The 21,537-nt window shown below is 48.0% G+C and carries 16 protein-coding genes and 1 other annotated feature; of the genes, 11 read left to right on the top strand and 5 right to left on the bottom strand.

Annotated elements, in window-relative coordinates; genetic code table 11:
- Positions 1–76 precede the first annotated feature (76 nt).
- Positions 77–1,801 carry an acetate--CoA ligase gene (gene acsA, locus EJP77_RS04635; RefSeq protein WP_127197974.1) on the top strand — a complete coding sequence of 575 codons (1,725 nt, stop codon included), beginning with the start codon at positions 77–79 and terminating at the stop codon, positions 1,799–1,801.
- 137 nt (positions 1,802–1,938) lie between these two features.
- Here acsA and EJP77_RS04630 read toward each other — a convergent pair whose 3' ends face one another.
- Entirely contained in the window at positions 1,939–5,088 is a 3,150-nt protein-coding gene (locus EJP77_RS04630) for a transglycosylase domain-containing protein (protein ID WP_127197973.1), read from the bottom strand.
- A gap of 165 nt (positions 5,089–5,253) precedes the next feature.
- Positions 5,254–5,506: a binding site (T-box leader), on the top strand.
- A gap of 58 nt (positions 5,507–5,564) precedes the next feature.
- Here EJP77_RS04630 and tyrS point away from each other — a divergent pair.
- Positions 5,565–6,818, top strand: a complete 1,254-nt coding sequence (tyrS, locus tag EJP77_RS04625) for a tyrosine--tRNA ligase (protein ID WP_127197972.1) — start codon at positions 5,565–5,567, stop codon at positions 6,816–6,818.
- A gap of 108 nt (positions 6,819–6,926) precedes the next feature.
- On the opposite strand, the gene rpsD is transcribed toward tyrS, so the two are convergent.
- The gene (gene rpsD / locus EJP77_RS04620; protein WP_127197971.1) at positions 6,927–7,526 is read right to left on the bottom strand and encodes a 30S ribosomal protein S4; all 600 of its coding nucleotides are present in this window, start codon (positions 7,524–7,526) and stop codon (positions 6,927–6,929) included.
- A gap of 447 nt (positions 7,527–7,973) precedes the next feature.
- Between rpsD and EJP77_RS04615 the strand changes: the two genes are divergently transcribed.
- From EJP77_RS04615 to EJP77_RS04595, 5 genes are all read left to right on the top strand, one after another.
- Positions 7,974–9,959, top strand: a complete 1,986-nt coding sequence (locus EJP77_RS04615) for a sensor domain-containing diguanylate cyclase (RefSeq protein WP_127197970.1) — start codon at positions 7,974–7,976, stop codon at positions 9,957–9,959.
- A gap of 137 nt (positions 9,960–10,096) precedes the next feature.
- Positions 10,097–10,927 carry a hypothetical protein gene (locus tag EJP77_RS04610; RefSeq protein ID WP_127197969.1) on the top strand — a complete coding sequence of 277 codons (831 nt, stop codon included), beginning with the start codon at positions 10,097–10,099 and terminating at the stop codon, positions 10,925–10,927.
- A gap of 102 nt (positions 10,928–11,029) precedes the next feature.
- Positions 11,030–12,145, top strand: coding sequence for an aminopeptidase (locus tag EJP77_RS04605; RefSeq protein WP_127197968.1), 1,116 nt, complete (start codon positions 11,030–11,032; stop codon positions 12,143–12,145).
- Positions 12,146–12,225: 80 nt separating this feature from the next.
- Complete coding sequence (locus EJP77_RS04600) at positions 12,226–12,471, top strand: HPr family phosphocarrier protein (RefSeq protein WP_127197967.1); 246 nt, start codon at positions 12,226–12,228, stop codon at positions 12,469–12,471.
- A gap of 189 nt (positions 12,472–12,660) precedes the next feature.
- On the top strand, positions 12,661–12,948 hold the full coding sequence (locus EJP77_RS04595) for an Fpa/YlaN family protein (protein ID WP_127197966.1): 288 nt from the start codon (positions 12,661–12,663) through the stop codon (positions 12,946–12,948).
- Positions 12,949–13,041: 93 nt separating this feature from the next.
- Here the strand turns inward: EJP77_RS04595 and cax are convergent, their stop codons facing one another.
- A complete protein-coding gene (gene cax, locus EJP77_RS04590) occupies positions 13,042–14,112 on the bottom strand; it encodes a calcium/proton exchanger (protein WP_127197965.1) in 1,071 nt (356 codons plus the stop codon).
- A 209-nt stretch (positions 14,113–14,321) separates the two neighbouring features.
- On the opposite strand from cax, the gene EJP77_RS04585 reads away from it, so the two are divergent.
- Positions 14,322–14,684 carry an Asp23/Gls24 family envelope stress response protein gene (locus tag EJP77_RS04585; RefSeq protein ID WP_127197964.1) on the top strand — a complete coding sequence of 121 codons (363 nt, stop codon included), beginning with the start codon at positions 14,322–14,324 and terminating at the stop codon, positions 14,682–14,684.
- Between the two features lie 97 nt (positions 14,685–14,781).
- Here EJP77_RS04585 and ftsW read toward each other — a convergent pair whose 3' ends face one another.
- Both ftsW and EJP77_RS04575 read right to left on the bottom strand, forming a co-directional pair.
- Entirely contained in the window at positions 14,782–16,023 is a 1,242-nt protein-coding gene (gene ftsW / locus EJP77_RS04580) for a putative lipid II flippase FtsW (RefSeq protein WP_127197963.1), read from the bottom strand.
- A 10-nt stretch (positions 16,024–16,033) separates the two neighbouring features.
- Complete coding sequence (locus tag EJP77_RS04575; protein WP_127197962.1) at positions 16,034–16,375, bottom strand: YugN family protein; 342 nt, start codon at positions 16,373–16,375, stop codon at positions 16,034–16,036.
- A 141-nt stretch (positions 16,376–16,516) separates the two neighbouring features.
- On the opposite strand from EJP77_RS04575, the gene EJP77_RS04570 reads away from it, so the two are divergent.
- From EJP77_RS04570 to EJP77_RS04560, 3 genes are all read left to right on the top strand, one after another.
- Positions 16,517–17,728, top strand: a complete 1,212-nt coding sequence (locus tag EJP77_RS04570; protein ID WP_127197961.1) for a M20 metallopeptidase family protein — start codon at positions 16,517–16,519, stop codon at positions 17,726–17,728.
- Positions 17,729–17,850: 122 nt separating this feature from the next.
- A complete protein-coding gene (locus EJP77_RS04565) occupies positions 17,851–19,560 on the top strand; it encodes a DNA repair helicase XPB (protein ID WP_127197960.1) in 1,710 nt (569 codons plus the stop codon).
- Positions 19,561–19,562: 2 nt separating this feature from the next.
- Positions 19,563–21,488: a helicase-associated domain-containing protein gene (locus EJP77_RS04560; protein ID WP_246021720.1), complete on the top strand. Its 1,926-nt coding sequence runs from the start codon at positions 19,563–19,565 to the stop codon at positions 21,486–21,488.
- Positions 21,489–21,537: the final 49 nt, after the last annotated feature.

The raw sequence follows: 21,537 nt of genomic DNA, 5'->3' as shown, positions 1-21,537 counted from the left end.
CTGAACCTGTTTCTGTTTTCGTGAATTCCAACTTACAATTTTCCGGTTTCGAGAGAGGATTAAGGAGGATGAAAAGATGAACCAACTGCAAGGGGAAGTTATTTCAGCAGTGGCCACCTCGTCAAATTTGGGGGACTATGAAACAACGTATGAAGGCTTTAATTGGAAGGATGTCGAGAAGGAATTCTCCTGGTACGAGACCGGTAAGCTGAATCTGGCCTATGAAGCCATAGACCGTCATGTGGATGCTGGCCGGGGCGGGAGAACAGCGTTATTATACAGCGATGCGACACGGGATGAGGCATTTACTTTCGAAGAGCTTCAGCATTTATCCAACAAATTCGCTAATGTTCTTAGGGATACAGGGATTCAAAAGGGTGATCGCGTATTTGTGTTCATGCCGAGAACGCCAGAGCTTTATGTTAGTATTCTGGGCACCATCAAGGTTGGTGCCGTTGTGGGGCCTTTGTTCGAGGCATTCATGGAGACTGCCGTGAAGGATCGGCTGGAGGACAGTGGGGCGGTAGCGATCGTTACGACACCTTCCTTGCTCTCAAGAATTAAACGTAATGAACTACCAGAATTACAACATATTATCGTGGTTGGTGACGAAGTAGAACCAGGCGAAGGGATTATCGACTTCAAATCCGCCATGGCTGGAGCGTCTTCAGAAGCAGAAATTGAATGGGTTGATCGAGAAGATGGATTGATTATTCATTACACTTCAGGCTCAACAGGCAAGCCGAAGGGAGTCTACCATGTACACAATGCAATGATTCAGCATTACTATACGGGGAAGGTTGTGCTGGACCTCCAGGAAGGAGACGTCTATTGGTGTACGGCTGACCCGGGATGGGTAACTGGTACATCCTATGGTATATTCGCTCCTTGGCTGAATGGAGCCACGAATGTTATTCGCGGTGGCCGTTTCAGTCCGGCCGATTGGTATGAGACCATACAGAAGTATGGAGTCACGGTGTGGTATAGTGCGCCTACGGCCTTCCGCATGCTGATGGGGGCAGGCGAGGATGTTATTTCCAAATATAATCTGTCCAGCCTTCGACATGTGCTCTCCGTGGGAGAGCCGCTGAATCCCGAGGTCGTCCGCTGGGGACTTAAGGTGTATGGGAAGAGAATCCATGATACGTGGTGGATGACTGAAACCGGGGGACAATTGATATGCAACTATCCTTCACTTCCTATGAAGCCGGGCTCCATGGGTCGTCCACTTCCAGGTATTGAAGCGGCAATCATAGATGACATGGGTAACGTTCTTCCGCCTTACCGAATGGGAAATCTCGCGATCAAGACGCCATGGCCGTCCATGATGCGTAAGATCTGGAACAATCCCGCCAAATACGAAGAGTATTTCCGTATTCAAGGCTGGTATATTTCCGGCGATTCTGCCTATATGGATGAAGATGGTTACTTCTGGTTCCAGGGACGGATTGATGATGTTATCAATTCTTCTGGTGAACGGATCGGACCTTTCGAGGTGGAGAGCAAGCTTGTAGAGCATCCAGCAGTGGCTGAGGCGGGGGTTATCGGGAAGCCGGACCCTACGCGGGGTGAGATCATTAAGGCATTTATTTCTCTACGAGAGGGCTTTGAACCTTCAGAGGAGCTGAAAGCGGATATCTCCAAGTTTGTAAAAGTTGGCTTATCAGCCCATGCGGCACCGCGTGAAATTGAGTTCAAGGATAAATTACCGAAGACTCGTTCAGGCAAAATTATGCGCCGTGTACTTAAGGCATGGGAGCTTCAGCTGCCCGTAGGGGATTTATCTACAATTGAGGACTAATACTCCAATACTATTCTAAGGCGACTGGACTTCGGTTCGGTCGTTTTTTTGTCATAAACATGAATCGCAAAAAACAACGGAATCCGTAGCGGATTCCGTTGTTTGTATAGGTTTGAAGACTGGTCGTCCATTGGTTCTTATTTCTGAATATGAAGAGGAGAGGTTGGTGTTGATTCCCCAGCAGCATTGATGGCCGTCACCCGAATGTAGCCGTTGATAGGGGAGCCTGTATATTCATATTGGTTAGACTGAACGGTTCCGACAAGGGAGTACACCCCGCTCTCTGTATCCGCGTAATATACATTGTATCCACTCACACTCTCCGCCTTAGGATTAGCATTCCAGCTAACCTGAACACCGCCGCTGGTTGCTTTAGCGTGCATCCGCTGAGGAGCGGAAGGGGCAGAAGTGACCGTGCCGGTTCCGCCTGTAGTGCCGGACCCGCCTGAAGTGGTGGTCCCGTCCGTAGTGCTGGTCTCATCTGGAGTGCTGCTTCCGCTGTCAGCTCCTGTGTTTGAATCCGATTCTGACGGCGTTTTGCCCGGTTTCGGAAGTGGTGTTCCTGCCCCCTCCGAGGTGGCTACAGCACTAGGTGACGACTCATGCCCGCCAACATCAACTGCTGTGACGTAGTAAGAGTAGTTATGTCCCGATGATTTTCCATCAGTAAAGCTAGTGCCTGAACCGGCAAGAACAGCACTGCTGTAACGAAACGCGCTGCCATCTACAGATCTGTACAGCCTGTACCCGACAACATCCTTCTCACTGTTCTTGTTGAAAGTGATCGTGTTATGGCCGCTCCCAGCAATAGCCCTAACATTGGAGGGAGCTGCGGGAGCCTTGCCATCGTCGACTCGAGGGTCTACTTTGGTCGGAGCATCCTCGGATGCATCCTTAGGCAGATAGTAGCTGAGGTCTCTGTGACCGCCCCTCATTCTGGAGAAGGCATTCTGCAGCTCGTCAATTAATTCTTTAATTGGCTTGTCACGCCGCATAACTACTTTCTGCAGCACCATGTCCGAAGGTGTCTCGTCATGAGGGATATAATTTACACCATCGTAAGTAATATATTTGGCTCTTACCAGAACATCATCAGATTTCTTTGGCACATACTTCACATTGAAAATATCGGTGACCATCTTACCAGCCTGCTGCGTAAGAGAGGTCGGCAGCAGACCGCTGAATCCGGATACGGTCCGGGTGACAATGCCATCTGGTTTCGTGAATTTCGTTGTCTTGAATAATTCAGGCTTGCTATCGCTGACCTCATTCATGACAAGCGCCCAGATGGATTTGGCTCTGGATTTGGCTTCTTTGGTCACCAGTGTATTCTTCTGTTCCTTATATCCAACCCATACTCCAAGCGTAACATCCGGGGAGTATCCCATGAACCAGACGTCACCATAGTCCTGCGTGGTTCCTGTCTTGCCGACAACTGGAATCTCGCCGTATTTCTTGAAATCACGAGCAATGGAATGACCGGTTGAGCCCGATGCAGAGATGACTGTACGCAGCATATCCGTCATCAGGTATGCGGTCTGCTTGGAGAATGCCTGTGTAGGCTCTGCCTTATGCTGGTATACCACATTACCGGTTGAATCGGTGATCTTCTCGATCATATAGGCATCATTAAATACCCCTTGATTCGCAATGGCACCGTATGCGTTCGTCAATTCCTCAACGGTTACACCATATCTCAGACCGCCTAGAACTCCGGTTTGCGCCTGATAATCCTGTTTCTGAATTGTAGTAATGCCCAGCTTCTTGGCGAAAGCCCAAGCGTCGTTAATTCCAACGGTGTAGTTGAACAGCTTGAGCGCAGGGATATTCCTGGATTCGTTGAGAGCCGTTCTTGCAGTAACGAGCCCTTTATAACCCCCGCTTGAGTTGACTGGAATATGATAGCCTTTCTGCCCGTCGCGGAATATAACTGGAGAATCATCAATGATGGTAGCGGGTTGAACGAGACCTTTTTCCAGGGCAGGCAGGTAAGCTGCGATCGGCTTCATTGTAGAGCCGGGCTGTCTGACCATTTGGGTAGCATAGTTCATCTGCTCGGTGTAGAAGTCACGGCCTTCAATCATGCCTAGGATACCGCCTGTTCTGTGGTCGATCATCATACCGGCAACCTGCTCAAGGCCTTTTGTTTTACTATTCGGAGAGAAGTTGCTGCTGTTTTCTGACACTTTATGCATCGCACTATAAACTTTTTTATCAATAGTTGTATAGATACGGTAACCGCCAGTCAAAAGCTGCTGTCTTGCTTCCTCCAGTGTTTGGCTTGGAATCTTGTTCTTGTCCAAGGACGGATCTTTCAGTAAAGCAAGCACCTCGGCGCCTTGACGTTCGGTTTCCAGCATAAGATATGGGTATGTTGCATAGGCCTTCTCGGTCTGCGGGGCAAGAGTCTTTTTGATATCAAAGGCCATAGCCTCGTCATATTGGCTCTTGGTAATGGTCTTCTCCTCGAGCATGCGCTGCAGCACTAAATGCTGACGTTTGACAGCCCGGTTGAAGTTGGACTTATTAAATTCCCCTTTCCCATTAAAAGCAGAGTAAGAAGAGGGGAGCTGAGGTAGACCAGCCAAATAGGCGGCTTCAGCAATGTTGAGCTTCTTAAGGTCGGCGATTCCAAAGATTCCTCTCGAGGCTGCCTGGATTCCAAATACATTGTATCCATTTGACCCGTTGCCGAAAGGTACCTTGTTCAAGTAAGCGGTTAAAATTTCTTTCTTGTCTAAGAACCGCTCAAGGCGAAGCGCCAGAAGCATTTCCTTTACTTTCCGGTTGTCCGTACGATCCAGATTGAGGAACACCCGCCGGGCCAGCTGCTGGGTTAACGTGCTGCCTCCAGTCTGGCTGCTTTCCCGCAGAAGTCTTTCTTTGACTGCTCGGAGAGTTCCCTTCACGTCGACACCACTATGATGCCAGAAATTGTTATCTTCGATGGAAATCACGGCATCAATCACAATCTGGGGAATTTCCTCGAAGGTTACCGGCCGACGATCCTCTTCAGAACGAAGCTGGCCGATCGCGGTGCCGTCGCGGAAGTAAGCGAAAGCAGTAATATTATTAGTGCTTATTTTCTGTTCAATCATCGCCCCTGAACGGACAGGGTCATCTTTGACGTTGGATGAAACGAAGCCAAATAAGGCTCCTCCAACAAACAGAATCCCTGTAAAAGCAACAAAAACCAGCCACAGGAACAATTTCAGGGTCGTCCTGCCCCAATGTCTCTGACGTACGGGCTTTTGTTCTACAGGATCCTTTTCGTGCACTTCTACCATAGAGTATCCTCCTTTTAACAGCAACATTATAGCACAAATGTACCCGTTTGAATCCATTTTCGCGATCCTTGCCCTATGAATGGCTGTTCTGGAAGGGAATCTTGGGTTTGACTTCCCAAAAGTATATATGTTATAAGATATACAGTAATATACAAAAGCATATGGATAAAGGCTTAGAAAGATCTAGTAGAAGGTGGAAATCTCTCCTCAGAGAATCGGTGGATGCTGCGAACCGTGAGTGAACCTCCTTTGAATTACAATCTGGAGCCGTCCGGGGGAACACACATGCGAATGAATGTGTCAGTAGTCCGGTACCGGGTAACCGTTATAGGAATGAAGTGAAAGCCATAGTGTCTATTTTAAGTGGATACGGCTTTAATTAGGGTGGTAACGCGAGCAGCTCCTTCTCGTCCCTTTGGGATAAGAGGGGGCTTTTTTGTGTTCAGATATATCAAAGTTACAGGAGGCAGGACGTTATGAAATGGGAAGAATTATCTCTTGAGCAGCAGGCTGAGGTTGAGCGTCAGCTGCAAGTTATTTCGCGGGGCGTGGTAGAGATCGTTCCCGAGGAAGAACTGAAGAACAAGATTATGAAGTCTGTGGTTACAGGTGAGCCGTTAAAGGTCAAGTTAGGACTCGATCCTTCGGCTCCGGATCTGCACATCGGACATACTGTCGTTATGCAGAAGCTGCGTCAATTCCAGCAGCTGGGTCATCAGGTTCAGCTGATCATTGGTGACTTTACAGGCCAGATTGGTGATCCGACTGGCAAATCCGAGACAAGAAAGCAGCTGAGCGAGGAAGATGTGAAGCGCAACTCGGAAACCTACTTTAAACAGGCTTTCAAAATTTTGGATAAGGAAAAAACAAAAATCCATTTCAATTCAGAGTGGCTCGCCCCAATGACTTTTGCGGATGTGGTAAAGCTTGCTGCGAAGCTGACGGTTGCGCGTATGCTTGAACGTGATGACTTTACTAAGCGTTACCAAAGCGGGCAGCCTATCAGTGTCCACGAATTTTTCTATCCTTTGATGCAGGGAATGGACTCCGTTGCTTTGAAGTCAGATATCGAGCTTGGCGGAACAGATCAGAAGTTCAACCTGCTTATGGGACGTACGCTTCAGAAGGAGTACGGCGTAGAGCCTCAGGTGGCGATCATGACTCCGATTATTGAGGGGCTTGATGGAGTTCAGAAGATGAGTAAAAGTCTGGGGAATTACATCGGCATCGATGAACAGCCTAACGAAATTTACGGCAAGGCAATGTCCGTACCTGATGAATTGATGCTGAAATATTTCCAGCTTGTAACGGATCTTACGAATGAGGAGCTCTCCGTGCTTGAAGAAGGGATGAAGGAAGGCACGCTGCACCCACGTGATGCCAAGATGAAGCTTGCCTTTACACTCGTAAGAATGTATCACAGCCTAGAGGATGCAGAGACGGCGCAGGAGCATTTCGTAACCGTGTTCCAGCAGCGAGCGCTCCCAGACGATATTCAGACCTTTGAGATCGCAGATAGCGAGCTTTCGAATGGCAAGATTGGTTTGATCAAGCTGTTAACGCTTCTGGGCTTCGCCGTCTCTAATGGAGAGGCCAGACGCAGTATACAGCAGGGATCCGTCAAGTTCAATGAAGATAAGCTGACTGATTTCAATGCAGAGCTTGAAATTCAAGATGGTGACGTGATTCAAGTAGGGAAGCGGAAATTCGCCAAGCTTGCGAGAAAGTAGCACAGAGTAAGGAGCCGGGTCGGCTCCTTTTTTGTATGTACAAGTATAATTAGACATAAAAAAACCGGCCGAAGTCTTTGCAGACCAGGACCGGTTGGTGGTTGAATATTAACGGTTGTAGAATTCGACGATTTGTTTCTCATCGATGTCTTGGGAGAGCTCAGAACGCTCTGGAAGACGGATGTACTTACCTTCAAGGGCAGTATCGTTGAATTCAAGGTAAGCTGGAAGGTGGTTGCGGTTCTCCAAAGCTTCTTTAACGGAGGAAAGGCCGCGGCTTCTTTCGCGAAGGCTGATTACATCACCCAGGTTCACGAGGTAAGAAGCAATGTTCACTTTCTTGCCGTTAACTGTGATATGTCCGTGGGATACCAATTGACGGGCACCAGCACGGGAGTTAGCGAAACCAAGACGGTATACAAGGTTGTCCAGACGGGACTCCAGCAAGAACATGAAGTTTTCACCGGCGATACCTTGCATTTTGTGTGCTCTGGAGAAGAGAGTTTTAAACTGCTTCTCGCCCAAGCCGTACATGTGGCGAAGCTTTTGCTTTTCAAGAAGCTGCATTCCGTAGTTACTTACTTTTCTCCGTTGGTTTGCACCATGTTGACCCGGAGGGAAAGGGCGTTTCAAATCTTTGCCTGTGCCGCTCAGGGAAATGCCGAGACGACGGCTGAGTTTAAATTTAGGACCAGTGTAACGTGCCATTGTATAGTAGACTCCTTCATAAATTAAATTTTAGGTGGGGCTACACTTGCGCCGGTTTTGTTTGTCGAGCGGGGGGATAGAAGAATAATCCGCTCTACTGACCGAAAAGTTCAGCCGCTGTCCAGTCAGCAACAAAAGCCGTGAGGGTGACACAATTTTACGCCCTAAGGTAAGACTCTATCCAGTCTTCATCAACAATAAATATTATATGAAGTTAGTATATAAAGTCAAGGCGAAGTTTTTGTTTGAAAAAGATGATTTTTGTCGATAGGGCTTTTGCACCAAAAACATGGGTCAAAACCATGAATTTTAGGTGCAAAAAGCAGATGATAATAGTAGAATACAGTTATATATTTATTTTCTATTATACCCTTAGAAGAAGTTGTTGTTGAGCATATGTAAAGGTTACCATTAAGCCGACGATGTGCGGTGCAGAAGGAGCCCCCTATGGCAGAACATCCACGAGAGGACCCGGTGATTAGCAAGCTACCTTCCCCATCTTCAGAACTGTTCGTTCACTCCAATGAGATCGCCTGGCTGGAGCAGCTGGATATTACGGAACATGATTTTCCTTACTTATCTCCTCTATTGCGGTCTGTATTTAAGGATTGGATTCCTGCGGTGTCCTCGTTTCAAGGCGGCGGCCAGCTCTCATGGCTGCTTGCGGATTGGTCAGCGGAAGTCATACACAGCGAAGATGAGACTAGCCTAAGTAAGTGGAATGAAGGTATGTACCAAGCGATGCGAGCTTGTCTTGACACCGGTAAGACAACAACGATAAGTCTGTGTAAAGATGCTGTGGCAGAACACAATGTTGTCGCAGCAGCGATTCCCATTCGTACAAAAAGCAAGGCTGAAGTATTCTCGGTGATCGGGTGTATCATTGAAGGCACGTCTGAAGAGATCACATTTGCCGCACAGATTATGGGCATTGCAGAGCATCATTTTGGCGCATGCTTCTACCGCAGGTTCGAGAATACATTCTTCAAAGATTTCATCGCGATACAAGAACAGGCCAAACGAGAAACTCTGAGGAGATCCTTCCTGGTCGAAATTGTACAGAGGCTTCAGGACAAGATAGATGTCGATGCTGTGCTTAATGAAGTGCTGGACAGCATTGTCAGGGTATACCCGAATGCTCGTCTGGAAATCCTGATGTCCCAGGATCATCAGAGTTCTAATTCAAGGGTAAAGTCACTTCAGCTGCAGGGAGAGACAAGGCGGCTCTGTGTGCAGGCTTTTATGGAAGGAAGGCTGCTTCGTAACTGTTTCCAGACAGAGCATGGACAAGGGTATCTTGAAATTGCAGTTCCACTAAGCGGTAAGCAGGGAGTCTATGGGGTATTTCATTTGATCATTCCTTCTGAACAATTTGAAGAAGCGGATATCCAGTTAGTCGGAATGCTAGCTGATACTGCTGGAACCGCATTCGAGAATGCCAAATTATACGAACAGTCTAACCAGCTCATCCATGAGCTTCGGTTGATCAATGAATTGACCCAACAGTTAAGTCAGAGCCTGCAGCTGAAAGAGGTATTTAAATTTGCGAGGGAAGAGCTATTGCATATATTCGGTGCTGAATATTGCTGTATCTCCCAGCTTGATAAAGATAAAGATTTTTTTGAAATGGTATCCACAAACGTGGCTTCCCTGACTAAGGAGATCTTCCCCAGAGACTGCGGATTTTGCGGATTGGTCTATGCTACAAAAGAGCCTATTATCCTTTCGGATTATCATAACTATGGACGAGTATATTCCAAGCTGATGGAGGAGACTGGTTCGAGTTCTCTGATCGGTGTCCCATTAATGATCCGCGGGGAAGTCAGCGGTGCGATTCTTTTGACGCACACCCGCTCACATTATTTTTCCTATGAGAATTATAAGCTCCTTCAGGTGCTGGCCACACACATTGGACTGGCTATTGCGAATGCATCTCTGCATGCAGAAGTCCGGCGAATGGCTAATCGGGATATGCTGACAGGATTGTACGCCCGCCATTATTTGGACGATAAGCTGCTGGAGTTCCAACGCAGGGATACCAAGGGTTCACTGATCGTGGTAGATATTGATAAATTCAAGCAGGTTAACGATACTTACGGTCATCAGATCGGTGATCAAATTCTGAAGCAGGTCTGCAATATCATTCAATCCACAGTTCGCAAGATCGATATAAGCGCACGGTGGGGCGGGGAAGAATTGGCCGTATACTTGCCAGGTACGGAGCTGGAGGAAGGCTATCAATTGGCTGAGAGAATTCGTGAACGGGTAGCCGCTGAGACGAAACCTCGGGTTACTGTATCGTGCGGAGTATCCAACTGGAATCGTAAGGATGACAAGATTAGTGTAGAGTCGCTATTTTACCGGGCAGATATGGCACTATATCGCTCCAAGAACAATGGCCGGAACCAGACCCGCATTGGCAGGAATATTTAATAAGTCTATAGCATTTCCACAAGGACACCTACAGGGTGTTCTTTTGCATTGCTGGCATTGTCCCCTGTATAAGTTACTCTTTGTAGGAGAAATTAGGAGTAGCTTTTATTCGTTCAGGGATGAAAGGTGTGGGGAGTATGATCAAAAGAACAGTTATACGTAGAGCTTCAGTGATCATGGTTATGATGCTGCTTAGTACTTCATGTTCTGGACCGAGGTCCGCACAGGATTGGTTCGACTTGACCTGGGCAGGGTTGGCAGGAAGCGATACGCTGAGTTTCAAGGGTACAACGGTGCTGTTAAAGGCGGACCAGCTCCAGCCTGAGGGCAGCGTGGCATTCTCGGGAGAGCTTCAAAATCACCAGGTTCTAACGTTAACCGCGGATTCACCCGCCAAGACGGAGAATTCCAACTTGAAAACGGCAGAAGCTAAGTCACAGCGAAGCCTTGCCACGTTTCACCTGAAAGGCAGAAGGTGGGTTGCTCTGAGTGAGAACCAGGGAATGAGCGTATCCCAGCCGCTTACCCGGATCAATCCTCTTGCACAGCTTGAAGAGATTCATGATACCAAGTCTAAGACCATCCGACTTGAAAGTGGAGCTGCCAGAGGAACGAAGGTGCTGCGGGTTGAACTTGCACCGGAGGAAGCCAAGATGCTGCTCCGCAGACAGCTGAATGATGAGATGAACATTGTACTTAGTAACTATTCACGGGATAGCCAGCTGCTGCAATTGTCTCCCTCTGCTCGGACGGCCTTAAATCGAGAAGTCCAGAATTTGTGGAGTCAAAGAAACCGCAAAATGTCAGAAAAGCTGGACCGGGCAGAGGTGGGGACGGTGTACCATCTGACTGTAGACAAAAGAACGGGTCTGCCGATCCGTCTTACCTCCAATAATAAAATTAGCTTTCCGGGAAACTCCAACTTAAATAAGCCTGAGACACTGGTTACGGACTGCAGCTTTAAATGATGTGAATTTCCTAGGTTAAGCTGACTTCATATCACCAAAATGCTACAATAGACAAGAATCGACCATTGTTAAATTAAAGCAGCTTATGAGGAGGAACAAGAAATGCGTGATCCAAGAATTGGGCAGCTCGCCAAGAACTTAGTAGGCTACTCCGTTAACGTTCAGCCAGGCGAGAATGTGCTTATTGAAATGATAGGCACAGAACGGGACTTATTGAATGCCCTCGTTGAAGAAGTAGGCAAAAAAGGCGGGAATGCATTTGTGCAGCTAACGGATAAAACCGTTCAGCGGGCCATGCTTAAATATGGGAACAAAGAGCAGATTCAGACTTGGGCTGAAATTGATCTGAATCGGATGAAGCAGATGCAGTGCTATATCGGGATTCGGGCCGGAGAGAATGTTAATGACCTGGCCGATGTGCCAGAAGAAAAGATGAAATTATACAACTCGTTATATTCTCATCCTGTACATAGCGAACAGCGTGTTAAGCATACCAAATGGGTGGTTTTGCGGTATCCTAATGCGAGTATGGCTCAGCTTGCCAATACCAGCACTGAAGCGTTCGAGGACTTCTACTTCTCGGTATGTAATTTGGATTATGCCAAGATGGATCGTGCCCAGGACGCATTAGCGGAACTCATGAACCGCACGGATAAAGTGCGAATTGTGGCGGAAGGGACTGATCTCCATTTCTCCATCAAGGGTATTGCGGCAATTAAATGTTCCGGACAGAATAATATTCCTGATGGCGAAGTTTACACAGCGCCCGTTCGTGACTCGGTCAATGGTACAATCAGCTTTAATACAGCAAGTCTGTATAACGGGGTGACGTTCGAGAACATCAAGTTCCGTTTTGAGAATGGGAAAATTGTTGAAGCTTCGAGCAATGACACGGCCCGGATTAACGCGATTCTGGATGCGGATGAAGGCGCCCGTTATATCGGTGAATTCGCCATCGGCTTCAACCCGTATATCCTTCATCCGATGAAGGATACGCTCTTTGATGAGAAAATTGCCGGAAGCTTCCACTTTACTCCTGGGCAGGCTTATGAGGTAGCGGATAATGGGAACCGGTCTTCCATTCACTGGGATCTTGTGCAGATCCAGCGTCCGGATTATGGAGGCGGAGAAATATACTTTGATGACCAGCTGATCCGAAAGGATGGACTGTTCGTAATTCCAGAACTTACGCCTTTAAATCCGGAGAACTTGAAGTAAGGAGATTTATCCTTGATTGGTAAGCGGATTCAAGGTATCATGAACATATATTAATATAAATAGAAAACGGAGGACATTCCATGGCGAACAATAATGCAGCGGTTGTAGAAATTGCACAAACAGCAGGAAGATTTACTTCTTCAATCGTGCTTCAAGCGGAGAACAAGTATATTGATGTTAAGAGTATTCTAGGTCTGTTCACCACATTGGTTAGCTCCGAAAGCTATGAGCTTCATGTTCATGGACCGGACGCGGAAGAAGCTAAAGCTGCAGTATCCGAAGCTTTTGCGAAGCATGGTCTTAAGGTTCAAGTAGTCGAAGAATAGACTTGGAACCGCAGCACTCCTGCCTGATGGCAGGAGTGTTTTTTTGTCCACAGTATACCCCTGTCTCTTCCTGTGCGGTTATTATTTTGTGAGGTTCTTGTATTGGTGTTCATTTTCGTCTAATATTAAGTAAAGTAAGTATAATAATATGGTCAGACTGATGATTTTGTACACAGGGGGGGAGATAGCATGACTTCATCTGATTTGCAGGAACAGTTGAATTTGAAAGCGCTGAGTCTTTTGCAGGAAGACGCAGATAAAATAGAGAAGCTAATTGAAGTGCAGATGGAGAATCTGGCAACACGTTATTGCCCTCTATATGAGGAAGTGCTTGATACCCAGATGTTCGGATTCTCGAAAGAGGTTGATTTCGCCGTCCGTGCGGGACTGGTTAATTCTCTGGTGGGCAAACAAATCTTAAGCAAGCTGGAGCGCAATCTGGCCGTTCTTTATGAAGCCTTGAATACTAAAGAGTAGGCCTGTCCCAGGATAGGCATACATAGAAGCACACAAATAAAGCGTATGATCCGGTCCCAACCGGACATACGCTTTATTTGTGTGCTTTGATCTCTATACCAGATAAAAGGATACTCCGAGAATACCGTATACAGCTAGAAGTAAGAGTCCTTCATACCAGTTCGTAGATCCGTCTTGTGTAATCGATTTGGCAATAAAGACGGATACCCCAATGGCTGCAAGCTCTATGACTGTAAAGACAATATCCATAGGACGTCCAAGGATATGGCTGACGAAGATCAGAACGGGCGCTACGAAGAGAGCGATTTGCAAGCTGCTGCCGATGGCAATCTCAACTGAAGCCCCAATCTTGTTCTTCATCGCCAGCATAATGGCTGCACTGTGTTCAGCTGCGTTACCGACGATAGCGACAACAAAGGCGCCGACGAAGATTTCACTCAGCCCAAATTTCTCAGTAAACGTATCCAAAGTATGTACCAGCCACTCACTGACAAAAGCCACCATGACCGTAGCGACAATCAGGTATACAATGGATCTGCCTTTAGACCACATCGGTGCGTGCTCATGGGGAAGCTGTTCCTCACTGTCTTCCGTTACATCGGCCAGATAGTCTTTATGTGTAATCATGGAGAACACAAGCCACAAGAGGTAAGCTACAATCAGAATCCCAGCTACGACAAGGCTGACCACATTCTTGTCTTCACTTTGTAACGCATGAGTATTCAGGAAAATAGCCGGTACGAATAAAGCGATAATTCCGAGAATCATCAAGGAACCGTTAAGCCCGGCAAGGGAGACATTGAAGTTCTGAATCTTGTATTTAAGCCCCCCGGCAAAAAGGCTAAGTCCAAGCACAAGCAGCAGGTTCCCGATAATAGAGCCTGTGATACTGGCTTTCACGATCTCAAATTGTCCGTTGCTGACCAGGAGAATCCCGATAATCAGCTCGGCCGCATTCCCGAAGGTCGCATTCAGAAATCCTCCAAGACGCTGTCCCGCATAGTGGGAGACACTTTCTGTGGCCTTTCCAAGAAATCCGGCAACAAAGATCACCGCGATGGCGGAAATCACAAATTGCAGGGTAGGGTTCCAGTCGGCATAATGACCGATGGCGCTAAGCAGGAAAGTAAGGATAAGCAAGCTTGGAAACCAATACTTTTTCAAAAAAGACACCTCGACTTTAAGTTATTTGCTTATAAGAGTACAAAATCAATATAACCATTATTGTACCCAATATAAACGAGAAATGTATGGTGCTGCGCAGGAGTTCAATCCGTATTATAAACGGAAGATGGAAGATTGGTCCATAGTTGCATTCAAACCCGGCACCTATTACAATTAGAAATAATTAGATTTTTGGAGGAGGAATGACCATGACCGAGCAGTTGCAGCTTGAATTAGGGACCATTCGAATCTCGGATGATGTAGTGTCTAAAATTGCGGGCATGGCCGCATTGGAAACTCCAGGCATCGCTGCCATGAGCGGTGGACTTTCTGAAGGCTGGGGGAAACGACTTAGCGGAAAGAACGTACAGAAGGGCGTCACCGTTGAGGTAGGCCAACTGGAAGCCGCTATTGACCTGCGGATCATCGTTCTATATGAGACCCCGATTCACGAGGTGTGCCGCATGCTTCAGCAGAATGTCCGTGTTGCGGTAGAGAGCTTGACTGGCCTGCATGTTGTTGAAGTTAACATCAAGGTCGAGGGTGTAGCCTTCAAAGATGATGAGATGTAGGCTGCCATACGTCCTGCAGACTTAAGTTACATAAATAGTTATCACGAACCAAAAAGACTGGCCCAAGCAGGAATCTGCTTTGGGTCAGTCTTTTTGATTATCGGCTAAAGCTTCTTCTGGCAGGTCTTTCGGATACGGCCTGTTTGACTACGACGGATTTGGTGCGCTCTTGACTGACCGGCAGATTGGATTGTCTGGAAATACTCAGTACAATACCCATGCTTGCCATCATCACCATTAAGGAAGAACCGCCATAGCTGATAAACGGAAGAGTGACCCCCGTAATCGGTATCGTATTGGTTACCCCACCTATATTGATGAAGGCCTGAATCGCAATGAGTCCCATAATACCCACGCCAACCAAGGTACCGAAAGTATCCGGACACCTAACAGAGACAAGAATCCCTCGCCATATGAAATAAATATAGAACAATAAAAATAGCAGGGTTCCAATGAATCCGAATTCTTCGCCGATGACCGAGAAAATAAAGTCATTATAAGGATTCGGGAGGTAGTGAAGCTTCTGGATACTTTGACCAAATCCGGTCCCAGTAGCCCCACCATGCCCGATGGCAATCAAGGATTGGACGAGGTTATAGCTTACCCCTTGAGGATCCTCCAAGGGATCCAGGTAGGCTTGAATACGGCCTGCCTTATAATCCTTTGGATTATCATGATCACTGATCTTGTCGAACAAATACTGGGCGCCAAGCACAATGCTTGCCCCGAGCACAAGTAGCCCCAGGGAGCCAAGGATATGCTTCAAATTGGCGCCACCAGCAAATACGACAAGTCCTGCTGTAGCGACGAGAATAACGCAGGAGCCGAAATCTGGCTGAAGCATGATAAGACCGGCTACGAAACCAACGATCAGCATCACGGGAATATAACCGGTGCGCAGATCGCGGAACCGCTCTCCTTTTTTGGAGATGAGGGCTGCCAAATAGAGAATGATGGTGATCTTGGCAAGCTCGGAAGGCTGAACGCCAAAAGAACCGAAACCGAACCAGCTTCTAGCACCGTTAACATTTTGTCCTATATAAGGGACTAGTAATAGCATAATTAAGGTAACTATGAACACAGGCACAAACAGTTTCTTATATTTTGCATAAGGTATGTTCATAGTAACAAACATGCTCAGCAGTCCCAGTGCACCGAATATCATTTGTTTCTTGGTGAAGTACATCGCGTCAAAATTAAACTTAGAATTGACTATGGTAATGCTGGAGCTGGAGCTGAATACCATGACTAGACCGAATCCCACCATAAGCAGGGTAAGAATAAGTAATTGAAAGTCAGGAGTCCCTTTTCTGGTCTGGGTGGTTTTGTTATCATTCATAGCCCAGGCCTCAAGCCTCGAGCAGTTTCTTGAGTTCGTTCAGCTTCTGATTCGCTTGGCTCAGAACTTGAGACGGAATTGGAGATTCATATTCGAGCCCATGGGGGAAGGTCGCACGTCCCATGTATACGGCTTCAATAGCGAGGACGGTATCGGGACGCTCGAGCTTGCCTTCAAGGGCGCGAGTATTGATACGTAGGAAGTATTCGCTATTGTTGTCTTCTATTTTATAATCATATGTAGCGCGGTAATATTCCCATTGCCACCGTACGAAGCCTACTTTCTCGGCGGATTCATCCAAATAAGCGAGATCGCTTTTAATACCATCCAAACCAGTGTTTTCAAAAATCATTGGGTCATTGTCCTCCCTTAACATACTGTATATTCATTCATGATAGTATGTTTCCGGGAGTTGTGCAAGCACTCTCAAGGCCTTACGCAAAAGACTTTTCGGCAGATGAATAGTGTGTGTTACAATGATTGCAGCAGGTTTATGACACGTGAAAGTGTGAACAAAGAGAAGGATGTGGCTGGGGTGAAAGATTTAGAGCTGGTAAGGTCCTTATTTCCGGAAATGGTGAAGAGAAGGCGTCACCTGCACAGGAATCCGGAAGTTTCCTATAAAGAAGAGAAGACGTCGGCCTATGTCGCAAGTATTTTGACGGGGCTTGGTATTGAAGTAAGAACGGGTGTTGGCGGGTACGGGATAGTCGCTGTAATTAAGGGGAAGCTTCCCGGCAAAACGGTAGCACTGCGAGCAGATATGGATGCTCTGCCCATCCAAGATGAGAAGGTATGCGATTATGCGTCTGAGATACCGGGTGTCATGCATGCCTGCGGTCACGATGGCCATACCTCCGCGCTCCTGGCGGTTGCAGAGTATTTCGCAAGGCGGCTGGACACGCTTCAGGGAGAGATCCGATTGATCTTTCAACCGGCAGAAGAAGTATGTCCGGGTGGAGCAGTCGCGATGATTCAAGATGGAGCTATTGATGGAGCGGATGTGATATACGGTGTTCATTTATGGACCCCGATTCCTGTAGGCACTGCTGCCAGTGCCCCAGGACCGCTAATGGCTTCAACGGATGAGTTCTTTGTGGATATGAAAGGACAAGGCGGGCATGGAGGCATGCCGCACGCAGCCGTTGACAGTGTAGTGGCAGGGGCCGCTCTCGTCATGCAGCTTCAGACGATTGTCAGCCGGTCTGTAGATCCCTTGGACCCTGCAGTCGTGACCATCGGTTCTATCCAGGGAGGAACCGTGCAGAATGTTATTGCAGAACACTGTGTTCTGTCGGGCACTGTCAGGTGCTTTAAGGAAGAGACCAGACATCTCATTCGCAGAAGAATTGAGGAGATGGCAGAAGGGACAGCCAAGGCATACGGGACAGAGGCGATTATCGATTATGTCATGGGATATCCCCCGCTCGTGAATCATGAGGCGGAGGTGAACCGCTTTTTCCGCGAGGCAGGGAATGCCTTCGGACTTCGGGCAGAAGTCTCTCCGAAGATTATGCCTGCTGAAGATTTTGCCTATTATGTACAGCAAATCCCGGGCTGTTTTGTGCTAGTAGGGGCGGGAAATCCGGCCAAAGGGGCTTCGTACCCGCACCATCATCCCAAGTTCGATCTGGATGAAGAGTCCATGCTGTACGCAGCTGGACTGTTGATTACCCTCGCTGAGTCTTACTTGGGTGAGACCTGACGAATAATTACTGGCGATTTCTGGATAACCTAATAGATGAAGCAGGAAGCTCGCATAAGCTGCGGGCTTTTTTTGTCTGCAATAAGATAAAGAGTCCGTGACACGGAAGAAAGGAAGTATGTATGGACGGAACAGGTGCATGCTTGGTTCAGCGGGATTTCACGGTTCTTCTTGAGAAGGAACACCCTGGCTTTGAAGCAGCAAGACGAGAGCTCTCCAGGTTCGCGGAGCTGGTGAAGAGCCCGGCTTCTTTTCATACCTACCGCCTTACTCCTCTATCTATGTGGAACGCTGCGGCCCAAGGACTAGAGGCTGCTGAAATATTGGAACGAATCCGGGATATGTCCAGGTTGGAGGTTCCAGGACAAGTATTAAAGGAGATAACGCTCTGGTTGTCACGCTATGGGAGATTAAGGCTGCGTAAGTCAATGGAACAACCGGGCGAGCTCGTTCTGGAAAGTACAGCCCCGGAATTCCTGGATGAAATCATGAATCTTGAATCCGTACAGAAATGGGAGCTTAAGAGGGTGACGGAGACCATGCTGACGATTCCGGTTAGGAATCGGGGGGTTCTCAAACAGGACTTGACCCGGCTTGGTTATCCGGTACAGGACGAAGTTGGCTACCACAGCGGCCAAGCCTTGTCTTTCAAGCTGCGAGATCAGATTGCAGCCGGGATTCCATTCTCCCTACGGCCCTATCAATGCGAAAGTGTGAGTGCTTTCATAGGAAGCAGCAACGGAACTGAGGGGGGAAGCGGAGTTCTGGTCCTCCCTTGCGGGGCCGGGAAGACAGTTATCGGACTTGCTGCCATGGACAAGCTTCAGCGTGAGACCCTGATTCTAACTTCAAATGTAACTTCGGTCAGGCAGTGGATTCAGGAGCTTAGGAACAAATCAACGCTTAGTGATCTGGAGATTGGAGAGTATTCGGGAGATCGAAAAGAAGTTCGACCCGTGACGGTCTCCACTTACCAGATATTGACCCACCGGAGTAAGAAGGAGGATGGCTTCAAGCATATGAAGCTGTTCAATGAGCGGGATTGGGGGCTGATCATTTACGACGAGGTTCATCTGCTGCCCGCCCCTGTCTTTCGAGTTACTGCTGAAATTCAGGCTACACGCCGACTTGGACTAACGGCGACACTCGTCCGGGAAGATGGATGTGAGAAGGATGTATTCTCGCTCATTGGTCCGAAACTCTACGAGATGCCGTGGAGAGATCTGGAACAGGAAGGCTGGATAGCTCAGGTGAAATGCTGTGAAATTCGTGTACCCATGAGCGAACCCCTTCGAACGAAGTATTCGTTAGCCGAAGGAAGACAGAAGTTCAGAATAGCTGCCGAAAATTCCGGAAAGCTGAAGGTAGTTAAGGAGCTGCTTGAAATTCATGCAGGCAGACAAGTACTGATTATAGGTCAATATCTGGGCCAGCTTAAGCATCTATCCGAGCAACTTCAGGCTCCTTTAATCACTGGAAGTATGCCCCAGCAGAAGCGGATTGAATTGTTCCGTGCCTTCCGCAGCGGCAGTCTTTCCCTATTGATCGTATCCAAGGTGGCCAATTTTGCGGTCGATCTTCCAGATGCTTCAGTAGGAATAGAGGTGTCGGGGAGCTTTGGCTCCAGACAGGAGGAAGCCCAGCGCCTGGGAAGGCTCCTTCGGCCTAAGTCCGGGGACAATCGGGCATACTTCTATACCTTGGTCACAGACGGAACCAGAGAACAGGACTTCGCCCTTCGCAGACAGCTGTTTCTAATTGAGCAGGGCTACGAATATTCGGTACAACTCACCAAAGATGATGATGACGGGGAGAAGGAGGCAGCGCAGTGATAATGCAATCAGGCACATTCAAATGGGCTGAGGAGCTTGGAGCTTCTGAATTGGGAATGCGGACCCTTGGGCTAATTGTTCAGAGCTACGCCGGGCAACCCTTCAAGCTGGAACAGATAGAGAAGCTTGCAAGAGATGGAATCAGCGGTGCCGAGCTGCGAATAGGGGTGCTCTCTCTGGTTAAGTCAGGGATTCTGTGTGCAGTGAAGAAGACCTGGGGAGAACGCTTGTATTTCATTACTGCCCCCTTGTTCCCAAGGCTCCAGGCGTGCATTCTGGGTCCTGTATATCCGCATGAGGAGGCTGTGAATCGGGTATCCTTGGAGCGTGAGGGCAGGCCCGGAATAGAGATGGATTTGTTTCGGGTATTGGTATGGATTGGACAAAATGGCCTGCTGATCACTGCCAAAGGCACGATTCATCAGAAGACGATAAGCAGACTTGGCGGATTGATTCAGCTTGCAGCGGATGACCTCAAACATATCCCGCTTCATTATCCCCATAAAGAAGTCTATCCGGCCAATACAGCCGTTGTGCTGGATCTGTTATTGGCCCTAGGTTTGATAGAAAGGAGGGGCAGCTGGACAGTGAATGAACCCGCTGTGGCTGAATGGCTCAGGCTGCCCTCAGATGTTATGCGTCTTGCTGTGTATAAGCAGCTTCTGACCCGGTATATTCCTGCTGACCCGAGTCTACAGCATTATGCCTATGCTATTAGTACGGAACATATTCAGGAGGGAACTTGGTACCTCCTTGAGGATATTATCTGCTGGATGAAGGGGTATCATATGCTCACAGGACCTTTGGCAGAGGGGCAGACCACCTTCATGCTGGGATGGCTGGAAATGCTATGCGGCCTGGGATTTGTAGATTTAGGACTTGGGGAGAAAGGACAAGCCGCATTTCGCTGGAGGGGAAAGCCAAAGCTCGAGGGACAGATAACCACAGCCGGGAAAGCTGATCGAAATTTCGAGCAACCCTTGGCTCCTGTTGAAAGAAAGTTTTACGTTCAGCCGGACTTTGAAATACTTGTGCCATCGGGTGTTTCTTATTTGCTAAGATGGGAGCTGGAATTATTCGCACAAGGCCTGACCTATGATGCAATGTCCGTATATAAAATAAGCCGCGAATCCACTGCCCATGCCCTTAAACACAGACGCACCCCGGCAGATGCTGCGGCATTTCTCGAGCAGGGGTCAGCTTCGGGAATCCCGGCTAATCTTCGCAGTGCACTGGAACAGTGGGGGAGGGAGCTTGGCCGGACATCCATTGAGGAGCGCGTACTTCTTCGATGTTCAGATGAAGAGGCCGCTGAAAGGATTAATAGATATGACGGGGGGCAATCCAAGCTTGAGCGAATCGGGCCTCTTGATTTCATTGTGCATGAGCAGGATCTGAAGGAAATGTATAAGGTATTGAATCACCTGGATTTGACTCCCCGGAAGACGGTTCATTCGGAATCTGCCATCATCTATCCAAGGTTCGACCCAGCCCTGCAAGCTGCCGGTGATTTATCTGTCGAGGAAGCGGTTGAGATCAATCCTGGCCATCCGGGTCCTAGAGAACCACAAGGATGGATATTCAGCGGTACAGCTATACATATCTATGAGCGGGATGAAGAGCCTTTGAGTTTAGCCGATCTATTCCCGGGCTCGGAGGAAATTCCGCAGGCCTGGTGCAAAGAATTGAGAAGCTATCATGCCTCAACGGCAAAGGCTTTAATTCAGCAGGCTTTGGCGTGGCGCACCAAGATAAGACTGGGGATAAGAGGTAAGGTCACCGAAGGTCTCCCTATAAGACTTCTGAATGGGAACCCGTGGAAGGTTCAGGTGCTGATGCTGCCATCCCTCCAATCTCAGGATCTTTCACACTCGGACTGGGACACCCTGCAGCTTCTTTTGCCCGAAGATCCTTATTTTAAAGGATAAGTCTTCTTATCGCATAGGGTTTATGTTATGATTATCCTGTCTATCTCCG

The sequence above is a fragment of the Paenibacillus zeisoli genome, assembly GCF_003994465.1.
GTDB lineage: Bacteria > Bacillota > Bacilli > Paenibacillales > Paenibacillaceae > Fontibacillus > Fontibacillus zeisoli.
This window is presented reverse-complemented; position numbering and strand designations above follow the sequence as displayed.

Bases quoted from the DNA above. Each gene is read 5' to 3' on its own strand.
- acsA (WP_127197974.1), top strand. From the start codon at position 77: ATGAACCAACTGCAAGGGGAAGTTATTTCAGCAGTGGCCACCTCGTCA.
- EJP77_RS04630 (WP_127197973.1), bottom strand. From the start codon at position 5,088: ATGGTAGAAGTGCACGAAAAGGATCCTGTAGAACAAAAGCCCGTACGT.
- tyrS (WP_127197972.1), top strand. From the start codon at position 5,565: ATGAAATGGGAAGAATTATCTCTTGAGCAGCAGGCTGAGGTTGAGCGT.
- rpsD (WP_127197971.1), bottom strand. From the start codon at position 7,526: ATGGCACGTTACACTGGTCCTAAATTTAAACTCAGCCGTCGTCTCGGC.
- EJP77_RS04615 (WP_127197970.1), top strand. From the start codon at position 7,974: ATGGCAGAACATCCACGAGAGGACCCGGTGATTAGCAAGCTACCTTCC.
- EJP77_RS04610 (WP_127197969.1), top strand. From the start codon at position 10,097: ATGATCAAAAGAACAGTTATACGTAGAGCTTCAGTGATCATGGTTATG.
- EJP77_RS04605 (WP_127197968.1), top strand. From the start codon at position 11,030: ATGCGTGATCCAAGAATTGGGCAGCTCGCCAAGAACTTAGTAGGCTAC.
- EJP77_RS04600 (WP_127197967.1), top strand. From the start codon at position 12,226: ATGGCGAACAATAATGCAGCGGTTGTAGAAATTGCACAAACAGCAGGA.
- EJP77_RS04595 (WP_127197966.1), top strand. From the start codon at position 12,661: ATGACTTCATCTGATTTGCAGGAACAGTTGAATTTGAAAGCGCTGAGT.
- EJP77_RS04585 (WP_127197964.1), top strand. From the start codon at position 14,322: ATGACCGAGCAGTTGCAGCTTGAATTAGGGACCATTCGAATCTCGGAT.
- ftsW (WP_127197963.1), bottom strand. From the start codon at position 16,023: ATGAATGATAACAAAACCACCCAGACCAGAAAAGGGACTCCTGACTTT.
- EJP77_RS04575 (WP_127197962.1), bottom strand. From the start codon at position 16,375: ATGATTTTTGAAAACACTGGTTTGGATGGTATTAAAAGCGATCTCGCT.
- EJP77_RS04570 (WP_127197961.1), top strand. From the start codon at position 16,517: ATGACACGTGAAAGTGTGAACAAAGAGAAGGATGTGGCTGGGGTGAAA.
- EJP77_RS04565 (WP_127197960.1), top strand. From the start codon at position 17,851: ATGGACGGAACAGGTGCATGCTTGGTTCAGCGGGATTTCACGGTTCTT.
- EJP77_RS04560 (WP_246021720.1), top strand. From the start codon at position 19,563: ATGCAATCAGGCACATTCAAATGGGCTGAGGAGCTTGGAGCTTCTGAA.